This window comes from Hahella sp. NS-SX17 (assembly GCF_057367735.1).
In genome coordinates, this window is the sequence record NZ_CM170632.1 from 5,893,113 (window position 1) to 5,911,493 (window position 18,381).

Here is an 18,381-nt window from a genome sequence, read left to right on the forward strand (position 1 = left end):
TAAAGAACGACCTATTCCAAAAAATGACCTAATTGTCGATTACTTGTAGATGTACTGCGCTCCACAAGCCCTTCGTCAACCTACTGCACTTTTTTATTATTATCGAGAATCCGATTTTTAAAAGGACGGTTAATAACCGCCGTTAAGAAATTGCGAATTCCGGTTGATCTTTTTCTATATTTTCGTGCGACCTGCATCACACAGGTCGCCTATTTTAGTTATTTCCAGGCAAAAGCCAATGTTTTATCCAAAATTACGCCGGTTTTTCGCTCAATTCGAAAGCGCCGTGCAGGCTTCTAACCGCCAATTCCAGATATTTTTCATCGATAACAACAGAGATTTTAATCTCTGAAGTGGAGATCATTTGGATATTGATGCCTTCTTTGGAAAGCGCCTCGAACATCGTAGTGGCCACGCCTGCATGAGAGCGCATGCCAACGCCGACGATAGACACTTTGGCGATTTTGCTATCCCCCTTCACTTCTCTGGCCTCAAGCTCCTTGCAGAGCTTCTCAAGGATTGCTTTGGCCTTGTTGAAGTCATTGCGATGCACAGTGAAAGTGAAGTCGGTGTGATTATCCTCACCCACGTTCTGCACGATCATATCCACCTCAATGTTGGCGTCGCTGATCGGCTTCAGGATCTTTGACGCTACGCCAGGGATATCCGGCACGCCGGATACGGTCAGTTTGGCTTCATCGCGGTTGAAAGCTATGCCCGATACTATGGGTTGCTCCATATTCTCATCATCCTCTGTTGTTATCAGCGTGCCCGGACCGTCTTCAAACGATGAAAGGACACGTAAGGGAACGTTATATTTGCCGGCGAACTCCACCGAGCGAATTTGCAAAACTTTGGAGCCCAGACTCGCCATTTCCAGCATCTCCTCAAAGGTAATGCTGTCAAGTCTGCGCGCACTGTCCACAACGCGCGGATCAGTGGTGTAAACGCCATCCACGTCGGTATAAATCTGGCATTCATCCGCTTTTAACGCCGCCGCCAGTGCAACGCCTGTGGTATCCGAACCGCCACGACCAAGCGTGGTGATATTGCCGCTCTCGTCTTCGCCCTGGAAGCCCGCCACGACAACCACACGACCTGCATCGAGGTCGGCCCGAATGTTGTTCTCGTCAATTTCAAGAATACGGGCCTTAGTGTGGGCGTTATCCGTAAGAATGCGAACCTGCCCGCCAGTATACGAACGCGCTTCGCAGCCGCGTTTGTGCAGCGCCATACAAAGCAGCGCTATGGTCACTTGCTCGCCGGTAGAGACCAGAACGTCCAACTCTCTTGGAGTCGGCTCATCCATTATGTCCTTGGCCAGCCCGATCAGCCGGTTGGTTTCGCCGGACATCGCCGACACCACCACCACCAAGTCATGACCTTCTTCTCTAAACTTTTTTACTTTGTCCGCGACCTTCTCGATACGCTCCACGCTACCGACAGAAGTGCCTCCGAACTTTTGAACCAGTAGGGCCATAATGTTTCTATCTTTCCGTCTTAGTAATTACATTTTTTCGTCACACACTTCCCTTTGCTCGGGGCGTCGCACAAGCAGCGCCCACTTGTTCTCCCTGTCTCCGTCTTTCGGATGCGCGGGCGTTAACCCAGTTGTCCTTCCACCCACGCATTGACAGAGGCCAGCGCCGCATCAAGCTTGTCCAGCTCCACGCCACCGCCCTGAGCCATATCTGGACGTCCGCCGCCTTTGCCACCCAGCTGTTCGGCTACCATCTTCACCAGATCTCCGGCTTTTACTTTCGCGGATTCCGCTTTGGTAACGCCAGCCACTAGCGAAGCTTTACCGTCTTCAACAGACGCAAGCAGCACAACCCCTTGCCCCAGCTTGTTTTTCAATTGATCAACAGTGTCCATCAACGCTTTGCGATCAACGCCATCCAGCTTAGCCGCCAGCACTTTGAGGCCTTTTACTTCCACAGCGGAAGCCGCCAGATCACTGCCCGCGGAGCTGGCCAGTTTAGCCTTGAGCTGGTCCATTTCCTTCTCAAGTTGGCGGGTGCGTTCAATCAGCGCGCGCACCTTATCCGCCGCTGTATCACGGTTACCTTTCACCAGAGAAGCAATGTCCCGCAGTAATGCATCGCCAGACTGAACCCAGCTTTCTGCGTGCTGACCGGTCAATGCTTCGATACGACGCACGCCAGCGGCTGTTCCCGCCTCACTGGTGATTACAAGCATACCGATGTCGCCGGTGCGCTCAACATGGGTGCCGCCGCACAACTCAATAGAAAAGTCGCTCTCGCCCATCGCCAGAACGCGCACTGTCTCACCGTACTTTTCACCAAAGAGCGCCATAGCGCCACGCTCCCGCGCAGCATCCATTCCCATAACCTCCGTGGAAACCGGCGTATTGGCGCGAATCTGCGCATTAACAATAGATTCCACCTGACGAACCTGCTCCTGCGTCATTGGCTCAAAATGCGCAAAATCAAAACGCAAACGCTCAGGATCTACCAAAGAGCCTTTCTGGGCGACATGATCTCCCAATACTTTACGCAAGGCCGCATGCAGCAGGTGGGTGGCGGAGTGGTTAAGCGCCGTCGCTTTGCGCTTATGACGATCCACTTCCGCCGTTGCGGTTTGATCCGCTTTGATCTCACCTTCAGAGACCGCGCCAATATGCACAATCGCCGAGCCTTCTTTTTTGGTGTCTTTAACGATAAATACACCGGTATCGGTTTTCAGCACGCCGGTATCGCCCACCTGACCGCCCGACTCTGCGTAAAACGGCGTCTTATCCAACACGACTACGCCTTGCTGACCAGTAACCAGGGCGTCAGCCTTGTCTGAGCCAGCGAACAAAGCCTGCACCTTGTAGCTGCCGGCAAGCTCGGTATAGCCCGTGAATTCAGAGGAATGCTCGATTTGCAGCCCTGCGTTATAGTCGACTGTAAACCCGTGCCCCCTTTTCCCCATATCTTGCTGCTCACTCATTTTTTCTTCATAAGCAGCCATATCCATCGACAAACCTCTTTCACGAGCAATGTCGTTGGTCAGCTCTACAGGAAATCCATAGGTATCATAGAGAGTAAAAATGGTCTTACCGGGAATAGTCGTACCTTTAAGCTGCTTTAGCTCTTGCTCCAAAAGGCGCAAACCTCTCCCCAATGTCCTTGCAAACTGCTCTTCTTCCATTTGTAAGGCTCTTTCAATCTTACTCTGGGAAGCTTTTAACTCTGGATAAGCATCGCCCATCAGATCTACCAGCTTGCCAACCAATTTATATAGAAATGGTTCGGTTGCTCCGACTTTATTACCGTAGCGAGCAGCCCTGCGAATAATACGGCGCAATACAGAACCGCGCCCGATATTCTCAGGCAGCACGCCATCAGCAATCAGAAACGAGCTGGAACGAATATGGTCAGCGATAACCCTTAGCGCAGGCTCTTCTGTAGAAGCCCCGCCAAGCACCTTGGAAGCTTCAGCTAACAATTCCTGGAAAAGATCAATTTCATAGTTGGAATGCACGCCCTGCATCAGGGCTGAGATACGCTCAAGCCCCATTCCTGTGTCCACAGACGGCTTGGGAAGCGGATGCATCTCGCCATCAGCGGCACGATTGAACTGCATGAAAACCACGTTCCAGATTTCAATGAAGCGGTCGCCATCTTCATCCGGGCTGCCAGGAGGCCCGCCTGCGATATGCGGTCCGTGGTCGTAGAAAATTTCGGTGCATGGGCCGCAAGGGCCAGTGTCGCCCATCTGCCAGAAGTTGTCCGACGCATAGGGCGCGCCCTTATTATCGCCGATACGGATGATGCGCTCTTTCGGCACGCCAATTTCATTGGCCCAGATATCATAGGATTCGTCATCGGAAGCGTACACCGTTACGGTCAACTTGCTCTTGTCGATATTGAGCCAGTCCGATGAAGTCAGGAATTCCCAAGCGTAATTGATCGCTTCACGCTTAAAGTAATCGCCAAAGCTAAAGTTACCCAGCATTTCAAAGAAGGTGTGGTGACGAGCGGTATACCCGACATTCTCCAGATCGTTATGCTTGCCGCCTGCGCGCACGCACTTTTGTGAGGTCGTCGCCCGGTTATAGCTACGCTTATCCTTACCCAGAAACACGTCTTTGAACTGATTCATGCCAGCATTCGTGAACAGCAATGTAGGATCATCCGCCGGAACCAGCGAACTACTGGCGACAACTTCGTGCCCGTTACGCTGAAAATACTTTAAAAAGGCGCTGCGTATTTCTGAACTCTTCATACCTGTTCCGTTCTGGGTGATTTCGATAGTGAGACCCGCGCGATGACTGAATTGCGCGCAAAAGGCTGAGCTGCGTACTCTACCATAGAACCTGCGGGGTAAAAACGGCGCCGTAGATTATGGAATGCGCAATTTTACATATAGCGGAGATTAGCGAAAAACCAAAACGCAAACGGCGCAGTTTGAACCAAACTGCGCCGTCTTAAAAGGCCGGAGCTGCTTAGGCGGACATACGTTCCAGCAGCTCTTTAGCGAAATCCACATACTGAGTTTGATAGGCTGGCGCACTGTCCTGACGGCTTTGCAACATCTGGTCGAGGAACTCATGCACCAGACGAGCCGGATCGGTGAACATAGAGGCTTTGTTCAGAGATTCCGCCAGCATATCACGATGTTTGGCCAGTGACTGGAAGGCGTCGCCGGAGCCCTCGGTGCGACGGTAAGCGGCGTCCACACGTTCATACTGCAGGCTGCGCATGTTGATGGCGTAGTTAGCAATTTCACTGCTATCTACGTTCATCTCCATTGCCGCAGAAAAAGCTGCATTCATATCCCCCCCAAAGAAGGAGGCGGCGATACCCTCTACCTGCTGCAACATATCCGCCAGCGCATTTAACTCATCTTCGTCCAGCTCGCCTTCAACGGAGAACTCGAAAGACCCAACTCTGAAGCTGTTACTGGAAAACTGCATGGCTTCGCCGTTTTCGCCGCGCCGATAGTTCAACGCAGATTGCGAGCCGGATGCTTCCAGCATGCGAATGCGAACGTTATCGCCATCCTGAGTCTGCACGTTTATGCCGACATTCGCCGCATAGAACGAAGAGCGTCTGGCGGACAGCGCTTCAGCAATCCCGCCAAGACGTGATGGCGTATCGCCGCCAGATTGAGACGCACTGGAGCCTGAGCCCTGAGCGCCGTTGTACCCGTCTGGAACATAGATGACGTCTGGCTCGCCATACCCTTCAGGCACATAAATAACATCCGGCTCGCCATAACCCGGCGGCACATAGACCACATCAGGCTCTTGAGTCTGAGACTGTGGTCCAGCAGGGGTCTCTGAAGGCAGGTAACGCTCCCGCAGCCCCGCCAGACCATCCTGAATCAGCTGGTATCCGGCGTCGATATCTTCTTGCAGCTCATCAGTGATCAAACCGCGAGCATCTAATTCCTCCAGCGCTTCCGCGTAGCCGCGATCAACGCCTTCGGCGGCTTGAGCGAACAGGCTTTCCAATTCTTCCGGCGAAGCGCCGTTACGGGCGGCGTTTTCAATTCTTTTTTCTACAAAGCCCAGCACTTTGTTGGCGACATCTTGCGGAGTGGGAACTTGCGGTTGATAAGAATCATTGGCGGGCCTTACTCCAAAGCTGGCCAAGCGTCCTGACATTCTGGCTTCAAAAACCCGGACGGAAAAATCCCGCCCGCCGCCGCTTTGGCTGTAGGAAACTTCTGTGCTGGAGTAACTGAAATCATATGCGACGACATTGCCGCCCACTCCCTTGCCGTGACGCATCCTCTCCGACGCTTCAGAGCCTGAGCCATGATTGGAACCAGAAAGCAGATTGTTTATCGCCGGCATTGCAAAGTGCATTTAAACGCCCTCCCCCAAACCTGTTTACGCCTCCCGCAAAGTCATTTTCAGCGAGGGCAATATAGTTAGCGTCAGGCAAGCCGATTTCTTTAACGACTTTACATTATTAAAAGTTAATTTTTAGGAATTTTTGATTATGCTTGCTGGTAAGCATTTGATTACCCGACATCTATGACAACCGACACCTCCAGAGCTACTGACAAATACAATTTCGCCTCAGCATTGCGGCCATTCTCCCTGATTATCGCCGTCGCATGCTGCAGCATCGCTTTCGCCCGCACTTACCCTGACGCCGACTTCTCAGCACTACTCTCTACCCTGACATTCATTGCCACCCTGTTGGCGCAATGCGGAGTCAATCTTATCAATGACTGGAGCGACCAACGCCAGCCCAAGCTGCGCCTGAGCTCCAATCAAATTCACGCCATTCGTCAAAATTTCGTCCTGGGAATGATCTGTTTCGCCTTCGCCGCGATTTTAGGAAGCGCCATTATGCTTATGAGAGGGCCGGTAATCGTCTTATTGGCCATGGCCGGTTTTGCGGGATGCCTTGGTTATACCATTGAGCCCTTTAACCTGAAACGCCGCAGCTTAGGGTTAATATTAGTATTCGTATTGATGGGGCCGCTTCTGATTACCAGCGCGGGATTCAGCGCGACAGGAAATTGGTCGCAAACGCTACTTTTAGACTCGATCGCCTTCGGCCCTTTGATTTCCCTGGTGTTAATGGCGAATGAAATCCGGGACATAGAAAAAGATCTGCGCCATGGCGACCGCACGCTTTCATCTATATTAGGCCTGCCCCGAGCCAAAATGGCGTTTCTGACCCTTCTCGGATTAACTGCCGCCGGATATATCGCCCTGATTTCACTGGATCGACTTAGCACACCGCTATGGATGTCGGGCTCGCTCGTTTTCGCCCTGCTCCTCGCGTACCGACTCGTACAAATGCAAAGCGTCATGTCCCGCCACAACCTGCCGCAATTGGCGGGCAGACTGACAGGCGTCACCGCGCTGTGCCACGTACTTTCCATTTGATCGCGCCGGGACAGAAAAAGTCACCTGTGGTATAGTCCCGCCGCAGTTTTCAGTCGCCTTGAGAGTCCTCACTTTTATGCTATCGAACCGCTTCCCGGAAGACCCCGCGCAACTTCAACCCGCTCCGCTATGGCGCCGTTTGGCCGCGATGTTTTACGACTCTATCTTGTTGATCGCGGTATGGATGGCCACCACCATGGGCTACATGCTTCTCCGAGGCATGATAATCGGCGCAGACACCATGCAGGCGGAAGCCGAGGCAGGTAAAAACATCGGGGACCCGCTGCTCTCCAGCTGCCTGTTTCTGGCGACATTTTTCTTCTTCGCTTACTTCTGGCGCCGCATAGGGCAAACCCTGGGAATGCAAGTCTGGCGCATCCGCATACAGAATCCGGACGGCTTTAAAGTCAACTGGAGCCAATGCCTGCTGCGCTTCTTCGGCGCCGCCGCCTCCGGCGTATGTCTGGGGCTGGGTTATCTATGGGTATTGTGGGATAAGGATAAACTAAGCTGGCATGATCGCTTTTCACTTAGCAGAGTTGTTCACATTCCCGCCAAGCCCACAGAGAAGCGAAAAAAGAAGTAGCATTCTCTACTCAAGCGCTTTTTCTCCTTCTTATCTCTTTTTCAACAATCCTCCATTTGACCGATTACGCCGTCGAGACGCCGATTTAACGAAAAAATTCGGGCGCTCGACGTGATTTATAAACCTCATGAAAATCAAAAACATACAAAAATCAACAAGATCCAAAACCAAACAAACAAATCAAAATAACGACAAGTCTATAGGTAATTTCCGCAGACAGAGCTTGGTTGACATTAAAATTCTTTTCGGATGGAATACGGAGGAACCGCTAGTTCAAAAAGCGTGATTTGTGATAATAACAACAGACAGAACAACAAGACTCAGTTCTAAAAACAAGAAAGTATCCTGTGCACGAGCAAGCACTATGGATCAAATAGAAGTTAAAGCGGTCTGGCTCATATGATGGTTACAGAATATTCCCAACAAATTTGCGTACGCTTCTGCAGCTCGCTACTTATTGGGATCTGTATGTCCTACCTCGATGATTTCCTCGCCACTCGCCTATCCCTTAGCGAAGTTCTAGATGAGTAGCTTCTAAGAGACTACCCTGGCATGAAAGGCTCAAACGCCACACTCTATTCTCACCACAAGCAAAGAATAGGTGGTCGCCGGAGCTAACTACTATTATTAAGTCGATTTGTCGGCATCGCCCACTCTCAACCGGAGGTTTACATGGCTGAAAAGGCCCCCCTGGTAGTCACAGACGTACATAAGAAGTTTAATGACCTGGAAGTCTTGAAAGGGGTTTCGCTTAGAGCCGTAAAAGGTGACGTGATATCAATGATAGGCTCGTCCGGTTCAGGCAAAAGTACTTTTTTAAGGTGCATCAACCTTCTTGAGATACCCACCTCAGGTGAAATAGCGGTTCACGGCGAACAGATCACTTTCACCACCAGCCGCCACGGAGAGCGCAAACCCGCCGATATCAAGCAGGTGGAGCGCATGCGGTCTCGACTATCCATGGTGTTTCAAAGCTTCAACCTCTGGTCGCACATGACCGTTCTGGAAAACATTATTGAAGCTCCCATCCACGTACTTGGCGTCCCCAGAAAAGAAGCGCTGGAAAGCGCCGAGCGGTATCTCCAGAAAGTCGGCATCTGGGAGCGACGCAATTATTATCCCGCCCAAATGTCCGGGGGACAGCAGCAACGCGCCGCCATCGCCAGAGCGCTTGCCATGGAGCCGGACGTCATGCTGTTCGACGAACCCACCTCTGCGCTTGACCCTGAGCTGGTCGGCGAAGTACTGAAAGTCATGCGCTCGCTGGCGGAAGAAGGCCGCACCATGATCGTCGTAACGCACGAGATGGCGTTCGCCCGCGACGTTTCCAGCCAAGTGGTGTTCCTGCACCAAGGCAAAATCGAGGAGCAAGGCTCTCCTGATAAAGTATTCAACAACCCGGATTCCGAGCGGGTTCGACAGTTTTTGGCTCCAAAGTATTAATCCTATACAGGGCCAATTAAACCGTGCGCGACGTCCTTCTGTTCATCGCCGCACTTTCGCAGAAAATGGGGTTTAGAAAACGGTGGCCAAGCCATCAGTCTGATAATAAATGTTGAGGAAATTTCATGAAAAAGTTACTCATTACCTTGGTGTCCGTACTGGCTTTTTCGTCAGCCCAAGCTAAAGACTGGAAAGAAATCCGTATCGGCGTTGACGCAACCTATCCTCCTTTCGCCTCCAAAAACGCCGCAGGCGAACTGGAAGGCTTTGATATCGAAATCGGCAATGCGCTGTGCGCGGAAATGAAAGCGAAATGTGAATGGGTAGTGCAAGATTGGGACGGCATCATCCCCGCACTGCTGGCTCGTAAATACGACGCTATCCTGTCCTCCATGTCCATCACCGAAGAGCGTCGTGAAAAAGTTCTGTTCACCGACAAATACTACAACACGCCTTCCGGCTGGGTCGCCAAGAAAGGCGCTGGCATTGATCCTTCCGACACAAATCAGCTTAAAGGCAAGTCTGTTGGCGTTCAGCGCGGCACCATTCAGGACACCTATGTCAGCGAAGAACTTAAAGATGTCGTCAACATCAAACGTTACGCTGGCCAGGACGAAGCTTATCTGGATATGAAGGCCGGTCGTCTGGACCTTCTGTTCGTTGACGCGCTGGCTGCCGACGGCGGCTTCCTGAAAAAAGAAACCGGGCAGGACTTCGAATTCGCAGGCCCCATGATCACTGAGCCCGTCCGCATCTTCGGCGAAGGCGCAGGCGTAGCGGTTCGCAAGCGCGACAAAGAACTGGCGAACAAGTTCAATGACGCTATCAAGAAAATCCGCAGCAACGGCGTATACAAGAAAATCAACGACAAATACTTCGAAATCGACGTTTACGGCAAGTAAGCATCATGAGGGAGGCTCCGGCCTCCCTTCACCATCAATCGATCAGGCGAATTTATGTTAGATCTGAAAGGTTACGGCCCCACTATCCTCAAAGGATCATTGGTTACCATCGAAGTAGCCATACTTTCTTTATTGCTCGCCTTGCTGTTGGGATTGTTGGGCGCAACCGCAAAACTATCCAGAAACCCGATTTCCAAAGCAGTAGGCACCGCATACACCACACTGATCAGGGGCGTGCCCGATCTGGTTCTGATGCTGCTGATCTTTTACGGCGGCCAGATTCTGATGAACAGCCTTTCAGACTGGCTATACGACCAGTTTGAAATCGACACCTATATCAATATCAACGCTTTTGTCGCAGGCGTCCTGACCATAGGCTTTATTTTCGGCGCCTACATGTCAGAAACCTTTCGCGGCGCTTTCCTCGCCGTCGAGCGCGGACAAATCGAAGCCGGCCTGGCGTATGGCATGAGTCGCTGGCAAATATTCCGGCGCATTATGTTTCCACAGATGATGCGTCACGCCCTTCCCGGCCTGGGCAACAATTGGCTGGTCATGCTGAAAACTACCGCCCTGGTTTCTGTTATCGGTATGGAAGACATGGTGCGGGCAGCGCATCAGGCCTCTGCCGCACTGCAGGCTCCATTCCTGTTTTTTATTCCGGTGCTTTTAATATTCCTGGCGCTGACCTCTATTTCCGAGTTTTTCTTCAAAAAACTGGAAACTCACTATCATGTTGACTCCAGGAGAACCTCCCAGTGATCGAGACTCTTACTACCTGGCTCAACCAGAATAAAATATTCAACGTCGGCACTTTGGAATACTACTGGGACGGGCTGACGGTCACGGTCCAACTGGTGTTTCTGTCACTGCTGATCGGCCTGGCTATCGCCGTCCCGCTGGGCATTTTGCGCACCAGCAAAAACCCCTGGATAAACAAACCGATCTGGGTTTACACCTATATTTTCCGCGGAACGCCGCTATTGATTCAGCTCTACCTGATCTATTACGGTTTGCCGGCGGTTCCCGGCGTGAAAGAGTCTTTCATCTGGCCCTTGCTGGCTGACGCTTTCTACCCTGCTCTGCTCGCTTTCATTCTGAACACAGCTGCATATACGACAGAAATCATTCGCGGCGCGATTCAGCAAACCCCTCAGGGGGAAATTGAGGCGGCGAAAGCGTATGGAATGTCGTGGTGGTTGAGCATGCGCCGCATCATTCTGCCCAACGCGTTCCGCCGAGCCCTGCCGGCATACAGCAACGAGGTCATATTCATGCTTCACGCCAGCGCAATCGCCAGCGTGGTGACGATAATCGACCTGACCGGCGCCGCTCGCTACATCTACTCCAAGTACTACGCGCCTTTTGAGGCCTTCACCTTTGTCGCCCTGATTTATTTGTGCCTGACCTTTACCATTATTTATATCTTTAGACGTCTGGAGCACAAACTCATGGCCCACCTAAGACCTGTAGGAAGCTGATTTATCTATGAGCGCTTTATTCGCCCCTCACAAGGACTTCTTATCCGCCACGCTGGCCGACATCCCCGAGGGGCGGGAAGCCGCAAAAGAAAGGGAAGTCGTAGAAAATAATGGTGTGGTCTTCCGCCTCACAGGGCATGGCGCACTGACGTGCGCGCCCCCCTCTCCAGTCGGCCCAAAGCTGGTTTTTTCAGCAGGGGTTCATGGAAACGAGACTGCGCCAATAGAAATCGTGAACGAAGTGGTTTCTGAGCTACTGGAAGGACTTCACCCTGTACGCAGAGAGTGTCTATTTCTCCTCGGAAATCCTCCGGCCATGAGGGCGCAGGAGCGCTTTATCGACATCAACCTCAACCGCCTCTTCAAAGAAAGCGCCACCTCAGGCCCTGGATATGAGCCCAACCGGGCGGCGGAACTCATCGCACAGGCGCAAGACTTTGTTTCGCCTGGAGAGACGTGCTGGCATTATGACCTGCACACAGCGATTCGACGCTCGCAGATCGAAAAGTTCGCTGTTTATCCGTTCTTGCCGGCTCGACAGTGCCCCACTCTACAACTCAAGCTGTTAGCCGCCAGCGGCGTGGAAGCCGTATTGCTGCAAAACAAACCCGCTGCGACATTTTCGGGCTGGAGCGCTGCGGAATACGCCGCAGAGAGTTTCACAGTGGAACTAGGCAAGGTACACCCATTTGGTGAAAACGATCTGACGGGACTCGCCAGCCTTAAAGAACAGTTACTGGCGCTGATTGCCGGCGATGACGCCGCCATCAAGTCCTATAGCGGAAAACTGCCCGAGCAGTTTCAGGTCATTGAGGAAATCATTAATACGGGCAAGAACTTTCAGCTGAACATCGCAGAGGACACGCCCAACTTTACTGAGCTGGATGTAGGCTACTCTGTATGGACGGATGAGGAGACGGAGTACGTTGTTTCCGACAGCCCCGTGCGAATTGTCTTCCCTAATTCCAAGGTAGGGCCCGGTCAACGCGCGGGACTATTAGTCAGGCCTTTGCCTGCAATGCTACTAAGCTGATTCAGCGGGTTGATCCCGCTTGCCAACCGGCTTGTTGCGCACCGGCAGCGTAAAATAAAAAGTGCTGCCGCCGCTTTCCCCCGGCCTGAAACCAATCTCTCCACCATGAGAGTGAATGATGGACTGACATAACGTCAGACCTATTCCCATTCCTGACTTTTTCGTAGTGAAGAAAGGGCTGAACAAATTATTCTGATGCTCTTCCGCAACACCAGGTCCCTCATCCGTCACTTCGAATAAAATACCCTTACCATTAGCCTGAGCGACCTTGAACTTAACAGCGCCACGCATATTCGCGTGTCCCATCGCTTCCATACCGTTGCGCAACAGATTCAAAGCCACCTGCTGCACCTGCACCGGCTCAATGTATAACTCCGGCAATGAGGGCTCAATATTCGCACGCAACTCAATGCCGTGCTCCTTAGCTTCGATCTCCGCCAGCTCCAAAATATCTCTGGCGAGCGTGTTGGCGGACAGCATCTCTTTGCCCTGCAAAGGCTTCTTAACGAAATCGCGAATATGCTGAATCACCTGACTGGCGCGCAAACACTGGCTTTCTATCTTTTTCAGGGTTTCGTCCATCAGCGCCTTATCCAATTGCTCCGCCTTGGCGATTCGATTGGCGACGCGGATGTAATTGACGATAGCGGTAAGAGGCTGATTCACCTCATGAGCGATTCCAGCCGCCATTTCACCCATCATGCTCAAACGGGAGATATGGGCAAGCTGAGAACGCTGAGCCTCTGCGCTTTGCCGCGCAGCCTCCAGCTCTTCCGCTTGCCGAATCTCATCTGAAGTATCATGAAACACCACAACCGCATGAGTGGCGTGATCGTCCCGCGCCGTTGGCGTAACGGTGAAGGAGACTGGATAAACGGAACCGTCTGGACGCGTGAACAAGGCGTTGCCGATGCGCAATGCTTCATTTTTGCTCAACACGCGCTGTAAACGCTCTGTCATCCGGTCCAAATCAAATGCATTCTCTCCCTGGGGGTTTTCCGCCTGACTGAAATGTAATTGCACGAATGAACGCCCGAGAAGACTCGCCTCATCACACGCATTCATGCGTCCCGCCGCCGAATTAGCGAAAATGATTTCACCACGGCGGCTCAACCCGTATATGCCCTCGCTCATGGCGGACAGGATGCTCGCCTTGTCTATCTGCAGCTCGCGATTACGGGCTTCTAGTTGTTGCTCCAAGCGGTGGATCTTCAGGTGAGTCTCCACCCTTGCGATCACTTCTTTCACCTGGAACGGCTTGGAAATGTAATCCACGCCGCCCGCGTCGAAGCCCATCACCTTGGAGTCGGTGTCGTCCAGCGCAGAAAGAAAAATAATAGAAGAAGAGGCGGTGGCTGGGTCCTGCTTCAAGGTGCGACACACCTCAAAGCCGTCCATGCCAGGCATCATGACATCAAGAAGAATTAAGTCCGGGTGAGATTTACGAACGATACTAAGCGCTTTTTCACCGCTATCCGCCACTAAAAGCTTATAGCCGCGGCCATCCAGCGTTTCGTAAAGGATTTTCAGGTTAGCCGGATTATCATCCACCAGCAGAATCTGGTCCTGTCTGGATAGCTTGGATACTGCTTTGTTATCTACCGTCGCCATGCTCCACCGAGAAAAATGCCGGAACTTGCGACTATAGACAGCCGTATCATCCCGTATAATACGCGATAACCCTTACACACTTGGAGCGACTTTCACTCTCAGAAAAACTGCGGCCGAAGCCACAGATATCAGCTTCGTGCGGCCAGCACCATCTGCACCAGCTGCGCCAGTGAGTGCGTTCCCATCTTCTGCATGACGCGAGAGCGGTGGATTTCCACAGTCCGCTGACTAATGTTCAGCTCAATGGCGATGACCTTATTGGCGTTCCCCTCGATCATCATCTCCATGATTTCCAGTTCACGAGGCGTCAGCGACTCTATCTTCTGCCTCAGCTTCTCTTTGTGTCGGAGCGCCTCTTTCTGTTCGGCGTCCATCGCCAGAGCGCCCTTCACTTTCTCCAACAAGTCTTCTTCGCGGTAGGGTTTCTGCACAAAATCCACAGCGCCCAGCTTCATCGCCTCCACCGCCATGGCTACATCGCCATGCCCGGTTACAAAGATGACAGGCAACGCACACCCCAGCTCAAGCAGCTTCTTATGCAGCTCCATGCCCGTCATTCCAGGCATACGGATATCCAGAACCAGACAACCATTCAGGTCGGCGACCTCCTCTTCCAGGAAGCTTTGGGCGCTGGAATACCCTTTCGTACTGTAACCTTCCGCCCGCAACAGGAGCAGCAGAGAGTCGCGAACAGCTTCGTCGTCCTCGACCACATAGACTATCTGGTTCATTACATTCATCTTGGCTATTTACCTATTTTTCTTGCAGGTTCTTATTGCTCATCACTTTAGGTTCCGACGCCAGTAACAACGCCGGATCGAGCCTGGTCTGAAACCAGTTTATCCGCCAGTCCAGGTGCGGCCCTGTGGCCCGCCCGGTAGAACCGACTTTGGCGATTTCCTGTCCCTGTTCCACTTTGTCGCCCACCTTCACCAGTATCTTATCCAGATGAATGAAGGTGGAAGACACGCCATAACCGTGATCAATTACCAGGGTCCCGCCTGAAAAAAACATGTCAGGGTGCGTAAGCGTCACTTCCCCCGAGGCTGGCGCAATCACGGGAGCGCCTCTCGGCGCAGCGATATCCAAACCATAATGGGGACGGCGCGGCTCACCGTTAAAATAACGCTGGCTGCCATACACACCAGTAACTGGTCCTTTTGCAGGAGAAATAAACTCCTGTAAGAAGTAGTTTAGTCGTGAATCACGTCCACGCGCACGGGCCACCTGGGCGTTTTCCTCACGAATCCGCTTCAGATCGTTCGGATCGGGCTCCATCAACTTCTTGGGAATGCCCTCAATGTACTGTATGTCATACTCCCTGGCGGAAATATTGACGGGCTGCGTCCACTCCTGTCCATCCGCCAAGCGAACTTTCAGCATGTGCGACAAACCATCATCTCGCTCAAAACCGAAGACGAAGTGGCCATCCCGCGTCAGCTCAAGCTTATGATCGTCGTACCAGACCTGAGCATCAGCAGCGGTTTGTCCAATTACCAGACCACCCTGGGTCAAGTCGCCCTTGAGCTCAATAGGAGACGCCGCCCATACGCGGGCGCAGAAAGTAAGAGAAAGAAGAAGCATCCACTGCGGAAGGCTTCGCAGAAGTCTGATTAACATCATTTTTAACGATTAGACCGCGCGCAAAACAAATGGCGAACCACTTTGTGGTATTCTCATTATCATAGCCGTTAGTGGAAGCGGGTAAAACCGTTTATCCGCCCGATAGCTGACAAATCTAAGCGGAGGCAGGCGTTTCTAACCTGATTTTAATGATGGCCCAACTCCAACCGCCCCAAAGTCACCCTACTCGCTATTGGCATCAACTGGATGATGGCCGCATTCAGTGCGATATCTGCCCTCGCGCCTGCAAGCTTCATGAAGGACAACAAGGTTTATGCTTTGTGAGAGCGCGAGAGCATGACGCAATTGTTCTAACCAGCTACGGCCGATCCAGTGGATTTTGCATCGATCCTATAGAGAAGAAGCCGTTGAATCACTTCCTGCCAGGCACGCCTGTACTGTCATTTGGCACCGCTGGCTGTAATCTCGCCTGTAAGTTTTGTCAAAACTGGGATATGAGCAAATCCAGAGAAATGGATACTCTCGCCGCCACCGCTATGCCACAACAGCTGGCTGAGGCCGCCCGACATTACGGCTGCCGCAGTATCGCCTTCACTTATAACGACCCCGTGATTTTTCACGAATACGCAATTGATGTGGCCCAAGCCTGTCATGAAGTCGGCGTAAAATCAGTCGCTGTGACGGCTGGCTTTATGCGCCCAGAGCCTCGCCAGGAATTTTTTCGCTACATGGACGCCGCCAATGTTGACCTGAAAGCATTTACGGAACGCTTCTACCATAAAATTTGTGGCGCGCACCTGGCGGAGGTGCTGGACACCTTGCTTTATCTAAAGCAAGAGACATCTGTTTGGTTCGAAATCACCACATTATTGATTCCAGACGAAAATGATTCGTCCCAAGAGCTGGAAACTATGACCCAGTGGGTGGTTGAACACCTTGGTCAAGACGTCCCAATACACTTCTCAGCCTTTCATCCTGATTGGAAAATGCGGGATAAGCCTCATACGCCGCCGGAAACACTGACCCGCGCCCGAGAAATAGCCATGAAGAATGGAGTGCGCTACGCCTATACGGGCAATGTTCATGACAGCCAAGGAGGCAGCACCTGGTGCGCTAGTTGTGGAAACTTATTAATAGAGCGAGACTGGTATCGCCTCGGAGCATGGCGGCTGAAAGAGCATGGAGAGTGCCTCCATTGCGGAGCCACAGCGCCAGGAGTATTTGAGCCGCGCCCAGGAAACTGGGGCCCTCGTCGCCAGCCTGTAAGGATTAACTAAGACACATGCAGTTACGCCGACATCCAGAGCTTCAGATTGAGCCGCTTACCATCGACAACGGGGTTCTCACGCTCATTCACTCTGTATTGGAAGAAGCGGATGCGACTCATACTCTGCAGGCGTTAACCCGACACTTGGCCTGGCGCCAGGATCATCTCCGCATACAGGGACGCACCATTCCCATACCACGCCTGCAAGCCTGGTATGGTGAGCCGCATTGTTATTATGCCTATTCCGGCTTGCGTCTAAGCCCCACTCCCTTCCCTCCACTACTACAGCAGTTGCGAGACATCGCTTCCGAGTTCTCATCAGCTGAGTTCAACTGCGCCCTGTGCAACCTATACCGAAACGGCCAGGACAGCGTTTCCTGGCATGCGGATGATGAGCCAGAACTGGGCCCAGCCCCAATCATCGCCTCTTTTTCCTTTGGCGAAACGCGCAAATTTCAGATCAAACCCAGGCGCGGCGGAGAGACCCTCTCTATCGAATTAATGCACAACTCACTGCTGATCATGTCAGGGGACATGCAGCGCCACTGGCGTCATCAATTGCCCAAAACAAAAGCGCCAATAGGCCCCCGGGTGAACCTGACCTACCGATATATACTTGGTCCTTGATATATCGCCTCTCAGTATGGATAACTATCACAACCCGTCAGTAACGGTTGCGCATCCTCATTGATGAATTAGAATCTGCGGCGTGGTTATCCGCTAAACCGGTTTCGAGAAAAACATGTCTATTAACGACAAGCTGCGCAGGCAGCTTTATATCATTATATTCCACGCCGACACACCAGCCGGTAAAGCCTTCGATATAGCATTGATCGGAGGCATTCTCATCAGCGTTCTGACCGTCATGCTGGACAGCGTCAGTGAGCTCCATCTCAAATATGGAGAATGGTTCGTAGCGGTTGAATGGCTCTTCACCATCCTGTTCACTATCGAGTACCTATTGCGAATCTACTGTGTAGACAAGCCTGTCCGGTATATTTTCAGCTTTTATGGCGTCGTTGACCTGCTGTCGATAATCCCAACTTACCTGAGCCTGTTTATTGGCGGGGCTCACTATCTGCTGGTCATCAGAGTGCTGAGAGTGCTTCGGGTATTCCGAATCCTGCGCTTGGCGAAGTATGTCTCTCAAGCCAACCTGTTGCTGCACGCCATTCGCCAGAGCCGGCAAAAGGTCACAGTATTTCTGTTTTCCATCCTGGTGTTGGTGACCCTGTTCGGATGCATGATGTATTTGATTGAGGGGCCCGCCAATGGTTATACCAGCATTCCACGCAGTATCTACTGGGCAATCGTTACATTAACCACCGTCGGATATGGCGACATTGCGCCCCGGACGGATTTTGGACAGGGCATGGCTGCAATGGTCATGGTCATGGGCTACGCCATCATTGCTGTCCCGACGGGTATTTTTACCGCCGAGCTCTCTAATGTCCTGCGCAATAACTACCTGAGCTTAGCCTGTCGTTCCTGCGAGAAAGATCTACATGAAGCGGAAGCCCGTTTCTGCAGCCATTGCGGCGCTCGGCTCCCTCTAGGGGCAGTGGTGTTGAAGTCAACCAAGGTCCAAAGCTGAGACGCGCGACTAAAGCCGCCG

General features: G+C 52.2%; 16 protein-coding genes. 10 read left to right on the forward strand and 6 right to left on the reverse strand.

What is annotated here, in order from left to right; all coding sequences use genetic code 11:
- Positions 1-253: 253 nt before the first annotated feature.
- From AC2IBB_RS26255 to AC2IBB_RS26265, 3 genes are all read right to left on the reverse strand, one after another.
- On the reverse strand, positions 254-1,480 hold the full coding sequence (locus tag AC2IBB_RS26255) for an aspartate kinase (protein WP_486329657.1): 1,227 nt from the start codon (positions 1,478-1,480) through the stop codon (positions 254-256).
- A 122-nt stretch (positions 1,481-1,602) separates the two neighbouring features.
- Positions 1,603-4,233, reverse strand: a complete 2,631-nt coding sequence (alaS, locus tag AC2IBB_RS26260; RefSeq protein ID WP_486329658.1) for an alanine--tRNA ligase — start codon at positions 4,231-4,233, stop codon at positions 1,603-1,605.
- Between the two features lie 220 nt (positions 4,234-4,453).
- Entirely contained in the window at positions 4,454-5,821 is a 1,368-nt protein-coding gene (locus AC2IBB_RS26265; protein WP_486329659.1) for a DUF5610 domain-containing protein, read from the reverse strand.
- 171 nt (positions 5,822-5,992) lie between these two features.
- Here AC2IBB_RS26265 and AC2IBB_RS26270 point away from each other — a divergent pair, with 171 nt between their 5' ends.
- The 7 genes from AC2IBB_RS26270 (at position 5,993) to astE (ending at position 12,304) form a co-directional block, all read left to right on the forward strand.
- On the forward strand, positions 5,993-6,859 hold the full coding sequence (locus AC2IBB_RS26270) for a UbiA family prenyltransferase (protein ID WP_486329660.1): 867 nt from the start codon (positions 5,993-5,995) through the stop codon (positions 6,857-6,859).
- A 76-nt stretch (positions 6,860-6,935) separates the two neighbouring features.
- Positions 6,936-7,445, forward strand: a complete 510-nt coding sequence (locus AC2IBB_RS26275) for an RDD family protein (RefSeq protein ID WP_486329661.1) — start codon at positions 6,936-6,938, stop codon at positions 7,443-7,445.
- A gap of 672 nt (positions 7,446-8,117) precedes the next feature.
- Complete coding sequence (locus AC2IBB_RS26280; protein ID WP_486329662.1) at positions 8,118-8,888, forward strand: ABC transporter ATP-binding protein; 771 nt, start codon at positions 8,118-8,120, stop codon at positions 8,886-8,888.
- Positions 8,889-9,013: 125 nt separating this feature from the next.
- A complete protein-coding gene (locus AC2IBB_RS26285; protein WP_486329663.1) occupies positions 9,014-9,790 on the forward strand; it encodes an ABC transporter substrate-binding protein in 777 nt (258 codons plus the stop codon).
- A gap of 54 nt (positions 9,791-9,844) precedes the next feature.
- Positions 9,845-10,552, forward strand: coding sequence for an ABC transporter permease (locus AC2IBB_RS26290; protein WP_486329664.1), 708 nt, complete (start codon positions 9,845-9,847; stop codon positions 10,550-10,552).
- Complete coding sequence (locus AC2IBB_RS26295; protein WP_486329665.1) at positions 10,549-11,271, forward strand: ABC transporter permease; 723 nt, start codon at positions 10,549-10,551, stop codon at positions 11,269-11,271. Before AC2IBB_RS26290 ends, AC2IBB_RS26295 begins: the two co-directional genes overlap by 4 nt.
- A gap of 7 nt (positions 11,272-11,278) precedes the next feature.
- The gene (gene astE / locus AC2IBB_RS26300) at positions 11,279-12,304 is read left to right on the forward strand and encodes a succinylglutamate desuccinylase (protein WP_486329666.1); all 1,026 of its coding nucleotides are present in this window, start codon (positions 11,279-11,281) and stop codon (positions 12,302-12,304) included.
- On the opposite strand, the gene AC2IBB_RS26305 is transcribed toward astE, so the two are convergent.
- From AC2IBB_RS26305 to AC2IBB_RS26315, 3 genes are all read right to left on the reverse strand, one after another.
- Positions 12,296-13,915, reverse strand: a complete 1,620-nt coding sequence (locus AC2IBB_RS26305; RefSeq protein ID WP_486329667.1) for an ATP-binding response regulator — start codon at positions 13,913-13,915, stop codon at positions 12,296-12,298. The two genes, astE and AC2IBB_RS26305, sit on opposite strands and share 9 nt — an antisense overlap.
- A 128-nt stretch (positions 13,916-14,043) precedes the next feature.
- On the reverse strand, positions 14,044-14,646 hold the full coding sequence (locus tag AC2IBB_RS26310; RefSeq protein ID WP_241567000.1) for a response regulator transcription factor: 603 nt from the start codon (positions 14,644-14,646) through the stop codon (positions 14,044-14,046).
- A gap of 22 nt (positions 14,647-14,668) precedes the next feature.
- Entirely contained in the window at positions 14,669-15,499 is an 831-nt protein-coding gene (locus tag AC2IBB_RS26315; protein ID WP_486329668.1) for a M23 family metallopeptidase, read from the reverse strand.
- A gap of 188 nt (positions 15,500-15,687) precedes the next feature.
- On the opposite strand from AC2IBB_RS26315, the gene amrS reads away from it, so the two are divergent.
- The 3 genes from amrS to AC2IBB_RS26330 all read left to right on the forward strand — a co-directional run bounded on the left by amrS (position 15,688) and on the right by AC2IBB_RS26330 (position 18,360).
- Positions 15,688-16,776 (forward strand): AmmeMemoRadiSam system radical SAM enzyme, encoded by a 1,089-nt coding sequence (gene amrS, locus AC2IBB_RS26320; protein ID WP_486329669.1) that lies wholly within the window; start codon positions 15,688-15,690, stop codon positions 16,774-16,776.
- A gap of 5 nt (positions 16,777-16,781) precedes the next feature.
- Entirely contained in the window at positions 16,782-17,393 is a 612-nt protein-coding gene (locus AC2IBB_RS26325; protein WP_486329670.1) for an alpha-ketoglutarate-dependent dioxygenase AlkB family protein, read from the forward strand.
- Between the two features lie 115 nt (positions 17,394-17,508).
- A complete protein-coding gene (locus AC2IBB_RS26330) occupies positions 17,509-18,360 on the forward strand; it encodes an ion transporter (RefSeq protein ID WP_486329671.1) in 852 nt (283 codons plus the stop codon).
- The last annotated feature ends 21 nt before the right edge of the window (positions 18,361-18,381 follow it).